Annotated in this window: 12 protein-coding genes; 8 read left to right on the forward strand and 4 right to left on the reverse strand. The window is 59.7% G+C overall.

Annotated features, from left to right (window positions below):
• Positions 1–234: 234 nt before the first annotated feature.
• The 5 genes from TBK1r_RS27005 to TBK1r_RS27025 all read left to right on the forward strand — a co-directional run bounded on the left by TBK1r_RS27005 (position 235) and on the right by TBK1r_RS27025 (position 5,689).
• Positions 235–705: a four helix bundle protein gene (locus TBK1r_RS27005; protein WP_419580441.1), complete on the forward strand. Its 471-nt coding sequence runs from the start codon at positions 235–237 to the stop codon at positions 703–705.
• Positions 706–776: 71 nt separating this feature from the next.
• Positions 777–3,755 carry an anaerobic glycerol-3-phosphate dehydrogenase subunit C gene (locus TBK1r_RS27010; protein WP_145217945.1) on the forward strand — a complete coding sequence of 993 codons (2,979 nt, stop codon included), beginning with the start codon at positions 777–779 and terminating at the stop codon, positions 3,753–3,755.
• Positions 3,752–4,012: a MoaD/ThiS family protein gene (locus TBK1r_RS27015; RefSeq protein ID WP_145217947.1), complete on the forward strand. Its 261-nt coding sequence runs from the start codon at positions 3,752–3,754 to the stop codon at positions 4,010–4,012. Before TBK1r_RS27010 ends, TBK1r_RS27015 begins: the two co-directional genes overlap by 4 nt.
• 70 nt (positions 4,013–4,082) lie before the next feature.
• Positions 4,083–4,511 carry a molybdenum cofactor biosynthesis protein MoaE gene (locus tag TBK1r_RS27020; RefSeq protein WP_145217949.1) on the forward strand — a complete coding sequence of 143 codons (429 nt, stop codon included), beginning with the start codon at positions 4,083–4,085 and terminating at the stop codon, positions 4,509–4,511.
• Positions 4,508–5,689, forward strand: coding sequence for an aminotransferase class V-fold PLP-dependent enzyme (locus TBK1r_RS27025; protein ID WP_145217951.1), 1,182 nt, complete (start codon positions 4,508–4,510; stop codon positions 5,687–5,689). The genes TBK1r_RS27020 and TBK1r_RS27025 overlap by 4 nt, the downstream gene beginning before the upstream one ends.
• Positions 5,690–6,291: 602 nt before the next feature.
• Here the strand turns inward: TBK1r_RS27025 and TBK1r_RS27030 are convergent.
• Together TBK1r_RS27030 and TBK1r_RS27035 are read right to left on the reverse strand one after the other, a co-directional pair.
• Positions 6,292–10,023, reverse strand: a complete 3,732-nt coding sequence (locus TBK1r_RS27030) for a PVC-type heme-binding CxxCH protein (RefSeq protein ID WP_145217953.1) — start codon at positions 10,021–10,023, stop codon at positions 6,292–6,294.
• A gap of 232 nt (positions 10,024–10,255) precedes the next feature.
• Positions 10,256–10,672: a neutral zinc metallopeptidase gene (locus TBK1r_RS27035; RefSeq protein ID WP_145217955.1), complete on the reverse strand. Its 417-nt coding sequence runs from the start codon at positions 10,670–10,672 to the stop codon at positions 10,256–10,258.
• A gap of 224 nt (positions 10,673–10,896) precedes the next feature.
• On the opposite strand from TBK1r_RS27035, the gene TBK1r_RS27040 reads away from it, so the two are divergent.
• Both TBK1r_RS27040 and TBK1r_RS27045 read left to right on the forward strand, forming a co-directional pair.
• Positions 10,897–11,844, forward strand: coding sequence for a YdcF family protein (locus TBK1r_RS27040; RefSeq protein WP_145217957.1), 948 nt, complete (start codon positions 10,897–10,899; stop codon positions 11,842–11,844).
• A 717-nt stretch (positions 11,845–12,561) separates the two neighbouring features.
• Positions 12,562–13,194, forward strand: a complete 633-nt coding sequence (locus TBK1r_RS27045) for a response regulator (protein ID WP_095741090.1) — start codon at positions 12,562–12,564, stop codon at positions 13,192–13,194.
• 62 nt (positions 13,195–13,256) lie between these two features.
• Here the strand turns inward: TBK1r_RS27045 and dinB are convergent, their stop codons facing one another.
• Together dinB and TBK1r_RS27055 are read right to left on the reverse strand one after the other, a co-directional pair.
• A complete protein-coding gene (dinB, locus tag TBK1r_RS27050; RefSeq protein ID WP_145217959.1) occupies positions 13,257–14,432 on the reverse strand; it encodes a DNA polymerase IV in 1,176 nt (391 codons plus the stop codon).
• Positions 14,429–15,829, reverse strand: a complete 1,401-nt coding sequence (locus tag TBK1r_RS27055) for an amidohydrolase family protein (protein WP_145217961.1) — start codon at positions 15,827–15,829, stop codon at positions 14,429–14,431. The genes dinB and TBK1r_RS27055 overlap by 4 nt, the downstream gene beginning before the upstream one ends.
• Before the next feature lie 150 nt (positions 15,830–15,979).
• Between TBK1r_RS27055 and TBK1r_RS27060 the strand changes: the two genes are divergently transcribed.
• Positions 15,980–19,645: a secretin N-terminal domain-containing protein gene (locus TBK1r_RS27060; RefSeq protein ID WP_419580442.1), complete on the forward strand. Its 3,666-nt coding sequence runs from the start codon at positions 15,980–15,982 to the stop codon at positions 19,643–19,645.
• Positions 19,646–19,707 lie beyond the last annotated feature (62 nt).

A 19,707-nucleotide genomic window follows, 5' to 3' on the forward strand; every position in this document is an offset into this window, starting at 1 on the left:
TACCCAGTACCCAGTACCCAGTACCCAGTACCCAGTACCCAGTACCCAGTACCCAGTACCCAGTACCCAGTACCCAGTACCCAGTACCCAGTACCCAGTACCCCAAACCCCAAACCCCAAACCCCAAACCCCAAACCCCAAACCCCAAAAACATTCCCCGTTGGGGGGGCTGAACCCGTCTGGTTTTCTAGTCTGTTGACGTTCTGTTTCGAATCCATGCGGGAGCGATCAAACATGGCAGGTGTGAACCGGTTTACAGAACTCTTGTTTTGGCAGAAGTCGCGAACGTGGTCGAAAGAGATTTTTCAACGAACCCGCCGCGATCCCTTTGCCTTAGACCGTCGCTTGGTCGTCCAAATCAATGACTCCTCCGAGTCCGTGATGGCAAACATTGCCGAGGGGTTTGGCCGAGGAACTCAAGGTGAATTCGTCCAGTTTCTAGGCTACTCCCTCGGCGGCCTGAATGAGACTCAGTCGCACTTGGTGGCCGCATTCGATCGGGACTATCTGGAACGAGAGGACTACAGGACGCTGTTCGCCCAAGGCACCGAAATTCGCAAGATGATGGTCGCCTTCATGCGCTCGATGGTGAAGACAGGCTCCGGTGTCAAACACATCCGAAAATACAAATCGTGGTCGGATGAAGTCTGGGAGATGTATGAGAAGTTCGCCGGAAAACAACGCCCAGAGCTGTATCGGTCGTGAATCGGGGAACTCCACCCCCCGAAACCTGCGTTGTGGTTGACTTTGGGGGCGGGATGGGTTCGAACTAATGCATGGAAATCGACCGACAACGCATTCAAGACGATTTGCGGGGCATCGTGCGCGGCGACGTGATGTGCGATGCCGTGTCGACGACGTTGTACGCCACCGATGCGAGCATTTATGAAATCCAGCCGGTCGGCGTGGTGCGGCCGCGTTCGGCCGCCGATGTGGTCGCGTTGGTGCAGTACGCCGGCGAGCAGGACTTGCCGATCCACCCGCGCGGCAGCGGCAGCGGTGTGGCGGGGGAGTCGGTCGGCCCAGGACTGGTGGTCGATTTTTCGCGCTACATGCGTCGGATGCAATTCGATCCGCTCAAGTCGCTCGCGACGGTGCAAGCCGGGCTGCCGATCGCGGAACTCAATCGCAATCTAAAACCGCTGGGCCGCTGGTACGGACCCGACCCGGCGACCCGCAGCATCACAACGATGGGCAGCGTGCTGGCGATCAACGCGTCGGGCAGCCACTACTTGCGCAGCGGTTCGGCCCGCGACAACATCGAATCGCTGCGTTTCGTCACCGTGGACGGCGAATTGCTGGACGTCTCGAAGCATCATCCCAACGATCCGGGAACGGTCGGCCGACTGGCCCGAGGGTTGCTGGAGATTCAGACGCAATATCAAGACTGTTTGGAAAAACTAAAAGACGCACCACCGGCCCGTGGCGGCTATCGGTTTGACGGCCTGGTCGACGACCTGGGACGCGTTGATTTGGCGAAATTTCTGGTGGGGACACAAGGAACGCTGGGGCTGATCGTGGACGCCACGGTTCAGACGGAGCCGATTCCGAAGCATCGTGGGGTTGTGATGCTGTTCTTCCATCGCTTGGAATCAGCGGCGCGGTGCGCCGTGCGGTCACTGGGTTATGGGCCGGTTGCATGCGACCTGATGGGGCGGCGGTTGCTGGGGATCGCGCGGGAAACCGAGCGGCAATTTGAAGCGGTCTTGCCGCAGGAGGCCGAAGCGATGCTGTTGCTGGAGCTTCAGGGGGACTCGCTCGCTGAACTGACCGACCGCATTGAAATCTTGCGCGATGATTTATCGCGTGGACCAGACGCCGCATTCGTCGCCAATTCGGCCACCGACCAGGCCACCCGAGACCAGTTCTGGGCGTTATGCCGTCGCGTCACGCCGCGGCTGAGTCGATTGAAGGGCCCGGGAATGCCGATTCCGTTCACCGAGGACATCGCGGTGCCGGCGGAGAAATTGCCGGAGGCGTTGGCGGCGATTCAAAAGACGTTGCGAGACAACGAATGCACGGCCACGATTTTTGCCCATGCCGGTCATGGTCATCTGCACGTGCGGCCGTTTGTCGATTTGTCGTCCGCCGCGGAACGCAAGAAAATTCGTCGGGTCGCCGAACAGGTCGCCGAAGTCGTCTGGCAATTCAACGGGCACGTCAGTGTCGAGCATGCCGCCGGGCTCAGCCGCAGCGCGTTGTTGCCCAAGCAGTTCGGTGAGTTCTGGCCGGCGATGGGACAGGTCAAGCGGCTCTTCGATCCACATCATCGGTTGAACCCGGGCAAGCTGTTCGGGGCCGTCCTGCAACAGCCCAACGAAAACATTCGTCCGATCGGTGAGACGATCGAAGTCACTTCGGATACGCGAACGCTGATCAAGGCCGCCGACCGGATCGTGCAGGCGGCGCGGATTCAAAACACCGCCGTTCCCGAATTGCCGGTTCTGCAGCAGTGGTCGCCCGGCCAGATGATCGACGTGGTGGCCGAGTCGTGTAACGGGTGCGCCCGCTGCAGAACGACGGCGAATTCCGAGCGGCAATGCCCGGTGTTTCGCACCACGCGGAGCGAAGAGGCGTCGCCACGTGCGAAGGCAAATTTGTTACGCGGCGTGTTGAGCGGCAAGATCGATGTCGAAGCGCTGACCGGTGATCGGGCCAAAGCCGTCGCGGACCTGTGTTTCAATTGCCATCAGTGCCGATTGGAATGTCCCGCCAGCGTGGATATCCCCAAAATCGTCGGTGAATTGAAGGCCCAGTATGTGGCGACCAATGGCCAACCGCTGTCGGATCGATTGATCTGCCGGCTCGATATCATCGCCGCGATCGGCTCTCGGTTCCCTTGGTTGTCCAATCTGTTGATCCGCAACGGACTCTCACGGTGGCTGGCCGACAAGTTGTTCGGGTTGACGGCCTCACGCGAATTGCCGCCGATCGCATCGGGCAGCTTCATGCGGTATTCCGCACGTCGCCGCTGGACCAAGCAGCCGGCCGGCGAAGGCGCCAAGGTGCTTTATTTTGTCGACCATTACGCGAACTATCACGATCCCGACCTCGGTCGCGCGTTGGCCGAGATCTTGCAACAAAACGGGATCGCGATTTACGTCCCCACGTCGCAGTCCGGCAGCGGCATGGCGCGGATCACGGCGGGGGATTTGAAAGGCGCCCGCCGTATCGCACGCCGGAATGTGCGGATGTTGGCCGAGGCGGTTCGATCGGGCTACCAGATCGTTGCCACCGAACCGGCGGCGGTGCTCTGTTTGAAACACGAGTACCCCAACCTGCTCGACGACGAAGACGCCCATCTGGTCGCCAAGAACTCTTTCGAAGCGTGCGAGTTTCTACGTGGCCTGCACGCCGAAGGAAAACTGGATCGCGAGTTTCAATCCATCGACCTGGAATTCGCCTACCACCGGCCCTGCCATTTGCGTGTCTTGGATCCGGACATCGCATCGATCGAATTATTGAAATTGATTCCCGGCTTGAGTGTTCAACATGTTGAAGCCGGATGTAGCGGGATGGCCGGAACCTGGGGATTGCAGCGAAAGAACTATCGCAATAGTCTGCGAATCGGTTGGCCGATGATTTCGGCTCTGCGGCACAGCGGGGCGCAACTTGCGTGTACCGAATGCAGCGCTTGTAAAATGCAGATCCAACACGGGACCGACCTCCAGACCCTTCACCCACTCAAGCTGCTCGCGTATGCCTATGGCCGATTGCCGAAGGTCGGTGAGGAGCTCGGATTGCCACCCGGATGACTTCCACCGCCCCGTTGCGTATTCTGCTGTTTGCCGGTGTCCGTGATGCGGCCGGTTGCGACGTCGCCAACGTCTCGGTCGATCACCCCGTCACCGCGGCGAAAGTCATCGAGACCGTGGCGACCCAGATCCCCGCGGCGGCCCCGTTGATCGGCGTCAGCCGGTTGGCCGTTGATGGCCAGTACGTCGCGGCGGATCACGTGATCGAACGCACCGACGTGGAACTCGCGTTGATCCCGCCGGTCAGCGGCGGTTAGCCGAGACGGTCCGCGACGTTGTTACGCGGACGGCGGTTTGCGCCGGCTTTCATTTCCCGGAAACGTGTTGATGATTTTCATTCGCCTTGTTCACACAGCGATCGAACTTTCCGATTGGTCGTCCAAAATTGATGATCCGGATACCGGGGCACATGCCTGGTTCGCCGGAGTGACGCGGCGAAAAACAACGACGGCTTCGGGGGCCGTGCGGATCACCAAGACGCTTCATTATCAGGCCCATGAATCGATGGCCGAAACACAACTGCGGCAACTCGCCGAACAGGCCAAACAAAGGCATTCCCTGGCCGCCGTGGTGATCGTGCATCGATTGGGTGAAGTCCCGATCGGCCAGGCAAGTGTCTTGGTCGGATGCAGCAGCGCCCATCGCAGCGATGCCTTCGCCGCCCTGCCGTGGATGATGGACCGATTGAAAGCGGACGTGCCGATTTGGAAACGGGAAACCTACATGGACGAATCGACCGAGTGGATTCATCCATGAATCGTCGCATCTACCTGGACCACGCCGCGACGTGTTTTCCCAAGCCAGCGGTCGTGCTTGATGCGATGCACGCGTACTCGGTGCGTGATGAAGCCGCCGCCGGTCGGGGAGCGTACCGGGCTTCGCGAAACGCCGGCGAGATCATCGCTCGGTTGCGGCGCGAACTTGCGGCATGGACCGGTGCCGCCAGCGACCAAGAAATCTCGCTTCATACCGGTGGCACGTCAGCCTTGAACGCCGCGCTGTTGGGGATGCTACGACCCGGCGATCACGTCGTGACCACCGCGGCCGAGCACAACAGCGTGCTCCGTCCCCTGCAGCACCTGGTCGCGAACCAAACCATCACCTGGACCGTCGTACCGGTCGATCCGCACGGTCAAGTCGATGCGGCAGATGTGATCGCGGCCATCACACCGCAGACACGGATGGTGTCGATCGTTCATGCCGCCAACGTCAACGGAACGCTGCAGCCGGTCGAAGAGATCGGGCGACGGTTGCACGGTCAGTTCGCCGCTGCCGACAAGCCGCTGTTGATGAGCGACGCGGCGCAAACGTTTGGTCATTTACCGCTGAGCGTCTCCCAAGCTCACCTCGATGTGCTGGCCGCTCCGGGACACAAGGGCGGCGCCGGACCGTTGGGAACCGGGTTTTTGTATGTCCGTCGCGAGGTCCAGGATCGGATACGTCCGACGGTGTTCGGTGGGACCGGGACGCGTTCGGAATCGCTGGAGATGCCGCAGGAGTACCCGGCCAGTTTCGAGGCGGGCAACATGAACGTTCCGGCCTATGCCGGATGGTTGGCCGGGCTGCGTGAACGTCGCGGGGACGGCTCACCAGAGCTGGCATTAGAACAATCGCAAGCCAAGCTGGCGGAGCTTGCGGCCGAACTCTACCGGGGGCTGGAGTCGATTCATGGCGTTCGCGTGATCGGTCGTCCCCACGATCCGGTGTTGCCGGTTGCCAGTATCGCGATCGATGGCTTGCCGGCCGCTGACGCCGCGATGATTCTGGACAGCGAATTCGGCATCGAAGTCCGATCGGGGTTGCACTGCGCGGCGTTGATCCACCAGGCCATCGATTCGCCGCCCGATGGAACCGTGCGGATCAGTTGCGGTGAAACGACGACCACGGAGGAGCTGGACTGTTTGTTCAACGCATTGGCCGAGCTGTGTCGGTGATGTTGGCGGAGCTGTGTCGGTGATGCTGTGCATCACATTCCGGCGTTCTCCCATCACCGCCGGCCTGGGTCGGCAGAAGAAGGCGGGCTGAAAAAAACCAGCGTAAACAACGAGACAAGAAAATAAAATGACAGGAAAATAGTTACTCCTCGCTAATCACCACGAACCCCGACTGCGGAAATTCAGTTCCGCTCGACAGATTCTGAGACGTCCCTGAGACCGATCGGCGTTGTTCGTCGCGATGCGATGGACAAGAAGGTTGGTCAAAAAATAAGAATAGCGGCACTGCACACGTGTACGAGTGAATCAATGAGAATCAACCACATAGGCCGTGCGGAACCTCAGTGGTCGATTCACTGTCGCGTTGGGGTTCCCGACGGATACCTCCGCCTCCCCCTGACGGAACTCTTCATTTTTTGACCACCAAATTTTTTGACCGATTTCTCGTCGTCCAACGGGCGTGATGAATGAAATAGGGTGGCGTTCAGCGAGAATTGTCGGAAAAAAGCATCGAAGTGTCTGACCAAACCGGCACCGGATCCGGGTCATTTTCTTGTCACCCATTTTCCTGTCGAACCACTTCCAGACCGCCGGGATCTGATTCACTCGCCGAAGACGACGGCCTGATACAGGTGGAAGGTTCCTTTGCCGTCCAGTCCGATCCGGATGTACTGCCCCTTCGTGCCTGCGGGGAAATCGATCATCCACTCGCCCTTGAGTTTGTCGGCTTTCCAAACCTGTTCGTACGACTGGCCATCCATGCTGACCCAGACCGTCAGCCCTTCGGCTCGGGAGTAGAACTGCTGGGACAATCGGTTTCGCAGCAACAGGTGTTTGAGCGTCGCGGGTTCCTTCAGCCGAATGGTGACGTATGGCGACTGCACGTCGTGGTCGCTGTGGAAGGCGAAATCGAATCCCTCGCGGCCGACGGGAGTCAGCAACAGGTGGGGGTCGGAGTTCCAGGTGCCGTTGCCGAAATTCTGTCCCAGTTTGATTGCTGCATCGTGAGAGATTTCGGACACGCCGTTGTGCGACCGCAGTTTCGGCTCGGTGCGGTACTTGGCACTCGTCCATCCGCCACGCTGTGACACCTTGCTGATCGCACGTTGTGAGGACAGGTAAGCGAGCAGGTCCAACACTTGGATCGGCGCGATTTGTTTGACCAGCCCTTCGGGCATCGAGCTGGCCTTCATCGGTTTTTCGATTTCGATGTCGTCCAGGGGGATATCGACCTGTTTGCCGTTGGCGATCCCCAGCGAAAGGGTGTCATCGGTTTTCGCGATCACGAATCCGTTGAAGGTATCGCCGTCGACGGTCAGGATATTGACCGTCTCGTAGCCTTTGCTGATCTCGGCATTTGGCATCACGATCGAGCGGATGATTTTTTCTTTGTCGAACCGCGATCCGATATCGGACAGGTCCGGTCCGAACTTCTTGCCCAGGTCGCCGATCTGGTGACAGGCCGAGCAGACTTGTTTGAATACGTCTTCGCCGCGGCCGGCGTTTCCACCGCGCAGCCCGGCCAGGGTCTTGATGGCCGCGTTTCGGTCCGCTTCGGATGCATCGACGTCGTCGGCGATTTCAAGCGGAATGACGGCCGCGCCGCCTGGGCCGGCCATGCGTTGAAATCGCAAGAAGTAGTTCTTGGCTTGCTCGGAACTGTTCGCCAGAAAGTTGTCGGATTTTTGAGCTTCCGACCAGGCCGGCTCCAGCGCGTACAAGGTGTGTTCGAGCGTGTAATCGATCCAGTAGTCGACCGGATGATCGGTCACCGCCAACGCCAATTCGGTCGCGTCGGGGGTTTCCAGGAAGCTGATTCCACGCAGGGCTTCCAGTCGAACACGCGGGTGCGGATCGGAGGTTGCGGCTGCCAGATAGTCGTGGGCGGCATCGATCCGCAGCATTTCGTTGGTGACGGTATGGATGGCCGCGGCGCGGGCTCGATAGTCGTCCGATGCCAAGACGCGGTCGATCAGATCCGTGTCGACGCTTCGAAGACTCTCTTGAATCCACATCGCTTCGCACAGCCGTCGCGGATCCTCCGTGTCGGCGATCCAGTTCGCCAGCGCTGCAAACACCTTGTCTTGCGGGCGGTCGCGCAAAACGCGTCGCACGCGATAGCGGGTGCGCAGTTCCGGCACCAACAGCTGATCGAGCAATTCGGCTTCGCTCAGTTCGGTCAAATCGACGATCGGTAACAGCGGTTTGTTCTTGTTGACCAGACGATAGACACGGCCGTGCGTGTGGTCTCGGTTGGGGTCCCGTTGCGAGTACTGCATGTGACCGATCAACGCGTTGCACCAGTCGCCGAACCAAACCGCTCCATCGGGTCCGATTTTGGGATCGACGGGGCGAAAGATCATGTCGGTCGAGGACAGCAGGTCGGCGACCCGTTCGCCCTCGTAGCCCGCCCCGTCGCTCTCGTAACGAAGATTGAATCGCGGCATGCCGTGCATGTTGATCACACAGGCATAAATGAATTGTCCCTGCATCTCGTCGGGCAGATGTCGTGACAACAGGAACTCGTTGCCGACCGCCGGACGCATGCCCTCGTTATCAAAGACCGGTCGCAGCGTCTTGCGGGTGTCGACCTCTTTGCCGGCCAAGGGGGCGATCCAATGTTGTTTCGCGTTCGTCCCGTCGCCGACGATCCCGTTGCCCCACTCGTCAAAGACCAGGCACCAGGGGTTGCCGTAGCCCGGTGTGCGATAGTGGAGGACACGTTGCGAGATCGGATCGAACACGTAGGCACCGGCGGTGCTTTTGTTGCGGAACGGGCCCCAGGGCGTTTCCAGCGTGGTCGACAACGAGACGCCTTCGAGCATGTGCAGCTGGCCGCCGTGAGAAAATTCCCAGGCTCCCATGGTGTGGTGCGTGTCGTCGGTGGCGATGCCGTCGATCAATTGAATCACTTCATCGGCCTGGTCATCACCGTCGTTGTCCTTGAGAAACAGAATCCGCGGTTCGTCCACCACCAAAACGCCGCCGTCATAGAACTCGAATCCGGTCGGGCAGATCAGTTTGTCGTAGAACGTCTTGCAGACGTCCGCTTTGCCATCGCCGTCGGTGTCTTCGAAGATCAACAGCCGGTCGTTCGGCGCCGCCGCGCCGGGTTGCCATTGCGGGTAGTTGGCCATGCACGAGACCCACAAGCGGCCCTTGGCGTCGAAGGCGATTTGATTGGGATTGGCCAGTTCGGGGAATTCACGTTCGGACGCGAACAGCTGGACTTCCATCCCATCCGGGACCGTCATCATGTCGATCGATTCTTCGGGCGTCGGATAAACGAGTTCCTGCGGTTCTCGCATCTTGCGAAAGTTCTCGTCTCGCGTTCCGAACATCGTCTCGGGGGTGACGACCTGGCCGGTACCGGAATCGTCCGGCCGGTCGGCGACGGGGTTGCCCTGGGCCAGATCCCAAATGTACTGATCTCGTACCGCGACCATCTCTCGAATCTTGCGGTATTCGCTCGGGAAGGTCTCGGTGTCCCAGGTGCGGCGACCGCCGTAAACGTACCAGCCGTTGAGCATCCGGTAGTCTTGCAGGTGCAGCCACGATTTGTCGTTGACCCACTTTTGCACCAATTGGAACCGGTCGTCATCAAACGATTGCGAATCACGGAACAGCGCGCGATCGAGCAATTGCGACACCCAACGGTCACCGCGTTCGTTCAGATGCAGCCCGTTGATCGTGTATTGGGTTCCCGGTTCGGCATCAAAGGCCGCTTTGGATTCGCTGAACAGGTCGATAAACGGCAGGTTTTCTTCGTCAGCGAGTTTCTCGATGGCGTCGCGGTAGATCTTCAGCGCCGCGTTCCGCTCGCCGGCATCGGGATGCAGGGGATGGCCGGTCGATTCAAACGCGATCGGGCTGATGAGCACGAATTGTGCTTTGCCGCCGGAATAGGTCGCGTTCATCTGGGCCAAGTAGTCGCGATAGGCAGCGACAAAGGCGGCGACGGTCGCGTCGTCCGTGCCGGCGTAGGATTCGTTGGCGCCGAAGAAACACAGGTAGGCCTCGGGGCCGAAGACGGCCAGTGGGTCGTCGATCTTGGTGTAGCTGCCCGGCCGTTGGCGGTTGCCGACTTCATCGGCCGGCCAACAGAAGTTACGAAACCGGATGTTTGTTCCGGCGTGCCGCAACTGCAGTCGGGTTTCAAAGTTCCCGTACAGGTTCATCCGCTCGCCGAGCGAATTGCCGACCAGTGCCAGTTTGATTCCTTCGCGCAGCTTCAGTGCTGGGGCGTCTGCCGCTGCGATCGGGGACGCGATAAACAGCGGGCATGCCGCCAGAAAGACAAAGAGCGATGCCGAGAGATAGCCGAGACGTCTCATGGGGGACCTGAGATTGGAAATCGGGGGCGGAAATCCGAGTCAAAACCACACCTGACCGTCCGCCGGTGAGTACGGTGGGCTGAATCAGAACGACGAAGACGAACGCTCTGGAGCGATTAGTATAACCGGCCGCTGAAAAAAAACGTCACCCGAACGGGCTTGGTGATTCCGATTTCCCGGCCCGTGGATCGGAAATGCAGCCCGATCGGTCGACGTGATGGGCGGCTACCGATCACAGTTCACGCACGCTGAACGTATCGCCCTGGCTGAAGTCGCCGGTTTCCAGTCCTCTCCTGAACCAGCGCAGACGTTGTTCACTCGTTCCGTGAGTAAAGGATTCGGGGACCGTGTAACCTTGACTCTGCTTTTGCAAACGATCGTCCCCGATCGCCGCTGCGGCGCGGAGTGCCTCCTCGACGTCGCCCGGTTCAATGATTTGCTTTGTCCTTTGGGTGTGATGCAACACGACACCGCCTTGTTGTGCCGCCTGCTGTTGCTGCTGCAAAAACTGCTGCGGATTTCCACCCAGAAGCATGATCACCACGGCGACGACGATGACTCCGAGCCCGCCGCCCGCTGCAGCCACACGACCTCCCGATCCACGACGGTCTTCGACATTGGTGCTTCGTGCTCTACCTCTCCAACGCATGATGATCTCCTCGACGGGGGGACAGAACCTGAGATGGCCGGTTGGTCCGACGATTGGTCCGTCACCGGTCTATTCCTATCGTATGGTTGAGGCAATCATGAGATTGGCGACTCGAGCAGGATGCAGCAGGTATACTTCCCCCGGGCGACTGGCTGAACGTCGGATTGGGGTAACGTCGTTGGTCGACATCTTTCAACTTTCTGTGCAAGGAAACACTACCAACGATGGAGTCTCTTGAGGTTCCCAGTCATCAACACGAGCGGTCGCTTGAGCGTCGGGGGATCGGCAAGGCGCTCGTCGTCGGAATCCTTGCGGCGGGATTGCTGGCGGTTTCGCTGGTCGCCTTGACCGGCATTCAAGCAGGCAGGTCTCCGGCCGAGCGAGCCGCGACCAGTCTCGCGATGCCGATCGCGTTGATTTGGTTGCTGTTGTTCGCCGGTACGATCGCATGCTTCATCCGCAGACGTGTCCCGCTGGCGACCCTGTTGGCACTCGCCTGGTTGACCGTGGGGATTGCGTTCAATGGCTCGGTCGCCGGCCGATGTTTGCGTTCGCTGGAATATCCTGCGGCGTCCGATCCGGCAGCGAATCTGGAGTCAACGCTGGACGCGGTGGTCTTGCTCGGTGGTTACGCCGCCGACAATCGCTTCGAGGTTCCCCAGCTCGGCGACGACGGACAGCGGCTGTTGTTTGCCGCCCAGCTCTGGCACGCGGGGAAGACAAAAACCCTGATCAGCACCGGAACGGCAATCGGTGATGCCCGAGATCCGTCGCTGATCGGGCGTGAACTGTTGACCTCCATCGGTGTTCCCGACCACGTCATTTTTGAGGTGCCGGGCGTCAACACCGATGCGGAAATGGTGCAGTTGAAAGCCTTTTTTGAGGATCCGCCGGATCAGTGGCTGCAGCTTGTCGGGGCGACGAGGAACAAATTCAGTGCGGGCCCTCAGGCTGGCGGCCCCTCGATCGGGCTGGTCACCTCAGCCGTCCATCTGTCCAGGGCCATGCGATTGGCGGACAAGCGGGGGCTGACCTTTACCCCGCTGGGCTGCGATTTCAATGGGAGGCCGGCTGGTCGGTTCGAGTTCCGCGATCTGATCCCCTCTTCCGGCGCGGGGAGAACGTTTGCAGTCGCATTAAAGGAGCAACTGGCGCGAATTGTGGGAAGGTGAAAGGGGGGAGAGTAATACCCGCAAAACTCGCGATCACACGAGATTTCGATTGGAAATTCAGTTGTCACACCCGTAGAATGAGGTAGCAACAAACCATTGGGGCCTCTCGCGAGGTGTCATGGAGCCGCTCAGTGAGCATTTTTGGCAGGTTTAGCCGGCGGCGGCCCGCCAGCACGGATTTTTTGATTCACCAGATTGACATGTTTTCGAGAAAAGAGTGGGCATTTGGCGATTTTTGAGTACTTCGGTGACATTTCTTGCCAACTTGCTCCCCCTTGGGGTGTGACAAGACCGTCCAGACGTAGTGACAGTATCTATTTCTGTGTGCGAATATCGGTCATACTCCCAGCCACTCGAAATTAGTAGCAAAACACGCTCCAGGACGGATCGAGTTCCAAACTGGTGGTGTGGGGGCGGTGAGTGGCTGCAAGTCGACATTGTTGTTTTAGTAGACGAACGTTCCGGCAGGAACGAACGACACAGGACGACGATGTGGCAGGATGCCGAGTGGTCAGGATGTTGTTCGGTTCGCCAGCCTTGGGCGGGCGAGACGAGCAGCAAAAGAGAAAGGGGTGTGGTTGGACAACAACCGAAAGCGCCCAAGCATTTGTAATTTCACATTTCTTGTCCCGCGAATCGAATTCCCCCTACTGAAGTAAGTGGTAGTGTTCGCAGGGTAGAGAGAACCCAAACCCCTGGAATCAGAAAGGAGATTCTATGAGTAAGAATCTATTAGTTGTCGACGACCATTTGGTCATTCGGATGGGCCTGAAGGCGATGTTGGAAGGCACCGATTTGGTCGTCGCCGAAGAAGCCTGTAACGCGGCAGAAGCTTTGGCGGCCGTGGAGCGATCGGTACCGGATTGTGTGCTGATGGACATTCGCATGGACGGCGGCGATGGCCTGAACACGCTGGGACGATTGAAACTGGATCATCCCGATCTGCCGATCGTTCTTTATTCGGCTTATGACAATCCGACCTACATCGCCCGTGCGGTCGCCCTCGGGGCAGCCGGCTACGTGCTCAAATCGGCACCGCGTGACCGATTGATCGACGCTTTGAACACGGCCGCAAGCGGTGAATCGGCATGGACGCGCGAAGAATTGCGACGCGTCACCGGTGCCCTGGCGACGCCGCGATTGAGCCAAGAATTGGACGTTCCGTTGACGCATCGCGAAAGCGAAGTGCTTCGTCAGATGGCCCAGGGCTTGACCAATAAAGAAATCGCCAAGATGCTCGGCATCAGCTACGAAACGGTCAAGGAACACGTCCAGCACATCCTGCGTAAGATCGGCGTGACCGACCGCACGCAAGCAGCGGTTTGGGCCGTGCGAAAGAACTTGGTCTGACCCTGACGTCGAACCATCGAACACAAAACGGCCGTCTCTGCCGATGCAAGACGGCCGTTTTTTTATTGGCGGTTTCGCCAGCGATGGCTGGCCGCACGGTACACCGTTTTATCGCCCAGCTGTTGCGAGAGTTGATCGACGACTTGGTCGACCTTTCGTTCGGCTTGCTGTTGCTGGAGATCGTCGAACAAGGAAAGCTGCACCGGTCGGTCCGAGGCGACCAGCGATCCGAGTGACACCCCCAGCAGCCGCACCGCACGCGGCTCGCTGTGGCGCATTTGATCGAGCAATTCCGAGGCGATTTGAATCACGTCACCCGTCCGGTCGGTCGGTGATCCGGTGCTGCGTGATTTTGTGAACGTCTTGAAGTCTTCTCGACGGTATTTCAGCGTGATCGTGGCCGTCTTTTGTTTACTGGTGCGCAACCGCATCGTCGTCTGTTCGCACAGGAAACAGAGCACGGCGTGCAGCAGTTCGGCATCGGTCTGGTCGTCTGAGAATGTTCGCTCGTGGCTGATTTGTTTGGCGTGGCGGTCCGGCACGACGGCACGGGCGTCGATGCCGTTGGCCAATTTCCACAGATGGTCTCCCCAATCACCGAGATGGGACACTAACAGCGTGCGATCGTAGCGGCGGATGTCGCGAATCGTCTTCAGTCCCAAGCGATGCAGCCGATGCCGTCCGACGGAGCCGACGCCCCAAAGTTTCTCAACCGGCAGCGGGTCCAAGAACGCCGTCAATTCCGACTCGCCGACGACAACAAACCCATTCGGTTTATCCAGGTCGCTGGCAATCTTGGCGACGAACTTTCGTGGCGCGATGCCGACGCTGGCGGTCAGTTGCAGTTCGTCGTGAATCGCATCCTTGATCCGACGCCCGATCGTTTCGGCATCACCATGTAAACGCTCGGTGCCGGAAACATCTAGAAACGCTTCGTCCAGTGACAACGGTTGGATGATCGGTGTGAACCGCCCAAAGATCTCACGAACCTGTCGACCGACGTCGACATAATGAGACATCCGGCCGCGGACGAAGACCGCATGCGGGCAAAGTTCGGCGGCACGACGGCCCGGCATCGCGCTGTGGATGCCGTACTCGCGGGCTTCATAGCTGGCCGCCGCCACCACGCCGCGCCCCGTCTTGCTGCCCCCGACGACCACCGGTTGACCCGTCAGTTCCGGGTGATCGCGTTGTTCGATCGACGCATAAAAGGCGTCCATGTCGATGTGCAAGATCATCGTGCGGAGGATCCATTGGAGGATGCCGAAGCATATCGGATTCGACCTCGCAGGACCGTGGTCTCGAGCCAGCGGTCGTCCCAGGCAAACATCAGCGTCGACAACGGCTGGGGAGAGTCTCGCCAGGGAACGTCGGGCCGAATGACCAGCAAATCGGCGGAGCAACCGACGGCGACGCGACCGACATCGGTCCAACCCAAGGCATCGGCATTGCCCGCGGTGATTTGGTGCCAAGCCTGGGCCGCGGTCGGGATCCACGCCGAATCATCGACTCCACGCCCCGCGTTCATCGAAACCCGGACCGCCGTTTCAATCATCGCGCGGCCGACACGAACCATGCTCCGCTCAAACCCGGCGCCGATGTCGCTGCCGAGTGTCAACGTGATTCCATGCGAAAGGTGGGAATGACGATTCATCAGCCCGCTGCCGAGAAAGGAATTGGCCGTCGGACAATGGGCGATGGTGCCGCCTTGCCGTGCCAGACGCGTTTGTGACGCCGAATCGAGGTAGATGCCATGGCCGAAAATGCTGCGTCGCGTCGCCAGTCCGGCGGCGGCGTAGACGTCAAGATAGTCTCTGCCGCCAAAACGCTGGGCAACGGCGTCGCATTCGGCGAGCGTTTCCGCCAAATGGGTTTGAATGACGGCTCGGTGCGATGCCGCCAGTCTGCCGGCATGCTCCATCAGACGCTCGCTACAGGAGAGTGCAAAGCGGGGTGTGACGGCGGCCGCCATCCGCTGGTCGGCCGGAAACTGTTCCAGCGTGCGAGCGACCTCGTCGGCCAGCTGCTGCGGCGGACGCAAAAGTTCCGGCGGCGCGTCCCGGTCCATCATCACTTGGCCGACCACGCCGCGAAATCCAATCTCACGAAATGCTTTCAAAGCGGCCATCGTGGCGTCATGGGCCACGGTCGCGTAGGCACAAACGCCCGTGGTTCCCACTGCCAGGCACTGTCGCGCTACCCGATCGATCATCGTTTGAGCAAAATCGAGATCGTTCCAACGTTGTTCGGCGGGGAAAATCACTTCCTGCAGCCAGGGCAACAAACGCAATCCGGCCACACCGATGGAGTCAAATTGGGGCAGATGAAGGTGGGTGTCGATGAATCCGGGGCAAATCAGCGTGTCGGGATCACCGTGGTCGACCCGGCTCGGCACGTTTGCGAATTCGACGCCGACGATTCGGTCGTCGGAAATCTCGACGACTCCCGGTCGGATCGTGGCATGCCCATCGGGCTGGGACTGCAGGATTTGGCCGCCAAGGGTGATCATCGTGACCGGATGGTTCAGTGAAAAGGGACGATTGGGAGCTTTGATGCCGGGTGAATGTCTTTCCGGATCAGAATAGTTTGCCAGGCTTGCCGAGGCTTTGGGGTCGTTACTTGTTGTGGCAATCATGCCTGATAGACGGATTCGCTACCAGTATCGCGGTCAGTTTGACTGTAGGGGATGCAAGGGGCACGACGATCACCAGGGATGAGCGGAGGAAGCGCTCTTGGAGTTCCGTTCTGTTTGCCGTTGACCTATGTACGCCTAAAGGTGTTGCCCGTGCACCGTTTGAAAACCGTTGTCACCCCCGTCGCCGTCGGTCTCAGGCGAGCGATGAGTCTGAAGCTGGTCGCGGCGATTGCTGTTTCGACCGCTTGTGCCCAATCGCCACAACTTCCTCCACCCGGACGAGTCACCGGCACCGCGCCATCCCGAATGCCCTCGATGGACGCCGAAGCCTACCAGCGGTATGTGCAGCGGTCGGTGCAGGGAGCGACCCACGGGGCTGCCAACTCGATGGTTCGGACGGTTGCCGCGACGACTCCGGCGACTTCGATCGGCGATTCCCCGCAGTTGCGCAAACTGGCCGTACCGGCCGCCCACGCCGACGCGATCGCGACGACGCTCAGTCTACGGTATCAAGATTTACCGGGCGTCACGATTTCTCCCGACCCGGCGAACAGCCAATTGGTGATCATGGCGCCGGCCAAGACCCAGGCGGTGATCGCATCGCAAGTCAAAACACTCGTCGCCGGCGCGGTTCGCCAAGCATCCTCGGTGACCGCCAGCCCCGTCAGCGTGCGACTGCAGAACATCTCCTGGCGCGAATTCGAACGCGACTTGAAGCAGGCCGCCGGACAAGATGTTCCGATGACGACCCGCAACAACGGCAACCAGGTGACGTTCCAGATGAACGTGCCGCCGATGCAGGGGACGTTGGTCGAAGTCGACCGCCGGCAAAACCAAGTCACCGTCCGGGCACCCGATCCCGCCATCCCCGGTTGGGAAAAAATGATTCGTGCCCTCGACCGAGTGCCCAATCGCTACGACGACGTCACCCAGGTGCACCGATTGCAACAAGCCGACATGGCACCGGTGCAACGCACCATGCGATTGCTCCGCGCACTCCGCGGCGATGGGATGTCCCCTTCCAACCCCGGTGTGTTTCGCAACGCAGTGATGCAAGCCGATCAGGGCAGTGCACCGGGTGCGGGTGACCAGGGCGGATTGCCCGCCGACGTTGAAGCCGCCGTCGAAGGGGCCGGTCCGCTGGGTGATGTGCAAATCGAATACGTACCCGAACTGGGTCAGATCATCGTCAAGGGTGCGACCCGAGACGTTCAACGCGTGATGGAATTGATCAAGGAGATCGAATCCAAAGCCCAACTGACCCAACCCGATTCGAAGGTCGTTGCCCTTCAGCATGCCGATGCCAACGCGGTGGCCGAGTTGCTCACGCAGCTTTACGACGACGTGTTGTCGACGCGCCAAGGCGACGTCAGCATCACTTCGCTGGACAGCCCCAATGCATTGTTGTTGATCGGTCGCGCCGAAGCGATCGCGTCGCTGGAAGACTTGATCAAGAAGATCGACCAGCCCGTGGAAGAAGCCAGCCGCCTGCGTGTGTTCCGGCTTCAGAACGCCTCGGCCGTGGATGCCCAAGATGCGATTTTGACCTTCTTCAGCAACCGTCCCGGGATCGAAGAAGACGTTCGCAACGGCTTGGGACCGCGTGTTCGAATCTCGGCCGACTATCGAACCAATTCGCTGATCGTCAGTGCCGCGCCGCGTGACATGACCGAGGTGACTCGGTTGATCAATGAACTCGATGTCGAAAAGACTCCGGCGACCAGTGAGTTGCGAGTCTTCCAGCTCAACAACGCCGTTGCCGAAGACTTGGCCACCACGCTTCAAGACGCCTTTGCGGCCGGCGAAGTCGCCACCGCCGGCGACGCCACCGCCCCGTCGACCTCGCTCTCGATTCTGACGGTCGATAGCGACGAGCGACGGATGGTGGAATCCGGCATCTTGGCCGGAGCCACGATCACCGCGGAAACAAATTCGAATTCAATCGTCGTTCGCGCCCCTTCCTCGAGTATGCCGTTGATCGCGGAACTGATCCGTCAATTGGACAAAGCCCCCGGCATCGACTCGCTGGTGAAGGTGTTCACGATCGAAAACGGTGACGCGGCTCAGTTGGCCGCCTCGTTGGAGACCCTGTTCGGGTCCGACGCAGCCACCAGTGGAACCAGCGTCGGTGGTGCAAACGCCGCCGGATTGCCTTCGGCCACCGCGTCTGCCGACAGCTCGCTTGTGCCGCTACGTTTCTCGACCGACATCCGCACCAACAGCATCGTGGCCAGCGGATCGTCGTCGGACTTGGAAGTCGTCGAAAGCATCTTGCTGCGATTGGACAGCGAAGGGTTCGCCGAGCGGATCACCGAAGTGATCTGGCTGAAGAACAACGAAGCGACGTTGGTCGCCGCGGCGATCACCAACTATGTCAACGAACGTCAACAATCACAAACCACGATCCAGCAATACCAACAAGGCCTCGGCCCGTACGATCTTCTCGATCGCGACATCGTGGCGATCGCCGAAGAGAACTTCAACAGCATCCTGTTGAGCGTCTCACCGCGACTGTACGAAGAGGTTCGATTGTTGATCGAGCGACTGGACCGTCGCCGCCCGATGGTGCTGATCAAGGTCTTGTTGGCCGAGGTGTCCTTGGAAGATTCGTTTGAGATCGGCACCGAACTCGGGTTGCAGGACTCGCTGGCGTTCAGCCGTGGTCAAGCTGTTGTGGATGTTCCGGGCAGTGTGGCGGCTGGAACGCCTGGCTTTAACTTCAATAATGCAGGTGTGCAGAACGTGAATGATTTGAATCAGAATAGTCTGGCCGCCAGCACCGTCTCGACGTTCGGGCTTGGCCAAAGCAACCCGGCGATCGGCTACGGCGGATTCGTGCTCAACGCCGCCAGCGAGTCGGTCAGTCTGTTGTTCCGCACCTTGCAAGACGCCGGTCGGGCACAGATTCTCAGCCGCCCGCAGTTGATGACGGCCGACAACACGGAATCGCTGATCAACGTCGGACGACAGATCGCCCGATTCCGTGGCAGCACGGTGACCAACAACACGGTGACGCAGAACATCGAAGACATCACCGTCGGTCTGATTCTGAACATTCGACCGCGTGTCGGAAGCGACGGAACGATCTTGATGGAAGTCAACATCACTCGGTCCGATCGTGATACCGCCAACGGGACGACCGTCCCGGACGGCGACGGAGGTACCGTTGTGATCGACGACATTGTCGACACCACGGCTCAAGTCACGCTGTCGACCATGAGCGGCCAAACGGTGATCATGGGAGGACTGATTCAAAAGCTTCGCGCCAACAGGAGCCGCCGTCTCCCTTACCTGTCCAACATTCCGATCTTGGGCAACCTATTCAAGTACGACTTTGAGACCGAAGAACGCCGAGAGACGTTGATCGTGTTGACGCCGATGCTGGTCACCGGCGAACAGGACTTGGAGTACATCAAGCAAACCGAGTCGAGCCGGATGAGTTGGTGCTTGGCCGACGTGGTGGAAGCTCACGGCGACGTGGGCTTGAGCGGCGGCTACGGATTGTGGGGGCCGGCGATCGGACCGACGATCTATCCCGACGTGCACCCGACGATCGATGGAGAAGTCGTCGTCGGCGAACTGCCCCCGGGTGTCATCACCGACCAGAACAAGCCCGTCATCGGTCAGCCCGCCGGCGAATCGATTCTGAATCCGACCTTCGGAACCGAAAACCTGGCACCGGCCAACCGCAGCGATTCACTGCCTGCACCGCGGCCCGACGTGAATCAGTCGTCGTTCCAGATGCCCGCCGGCATGATCGGCAGCGAAGCCGACCAGACGCTGCCGGCCGGTTGGGTCAACCAGATCAGCCAGTAGGCGATCGCCATTAGCGCAACGAGAGTGGGAGAGGTTTCCAGCCTGTCGAACCTGAACCGACA

The organism is Stieleria magnilauensis (assembly GCA_007753675.1).
Classification (GTDB): Bacteria; Planctomycetota; Planctomycetia; order Pirellulales; family Pirellulaceae; genus Stieleria; species Stieleria magnilauensis.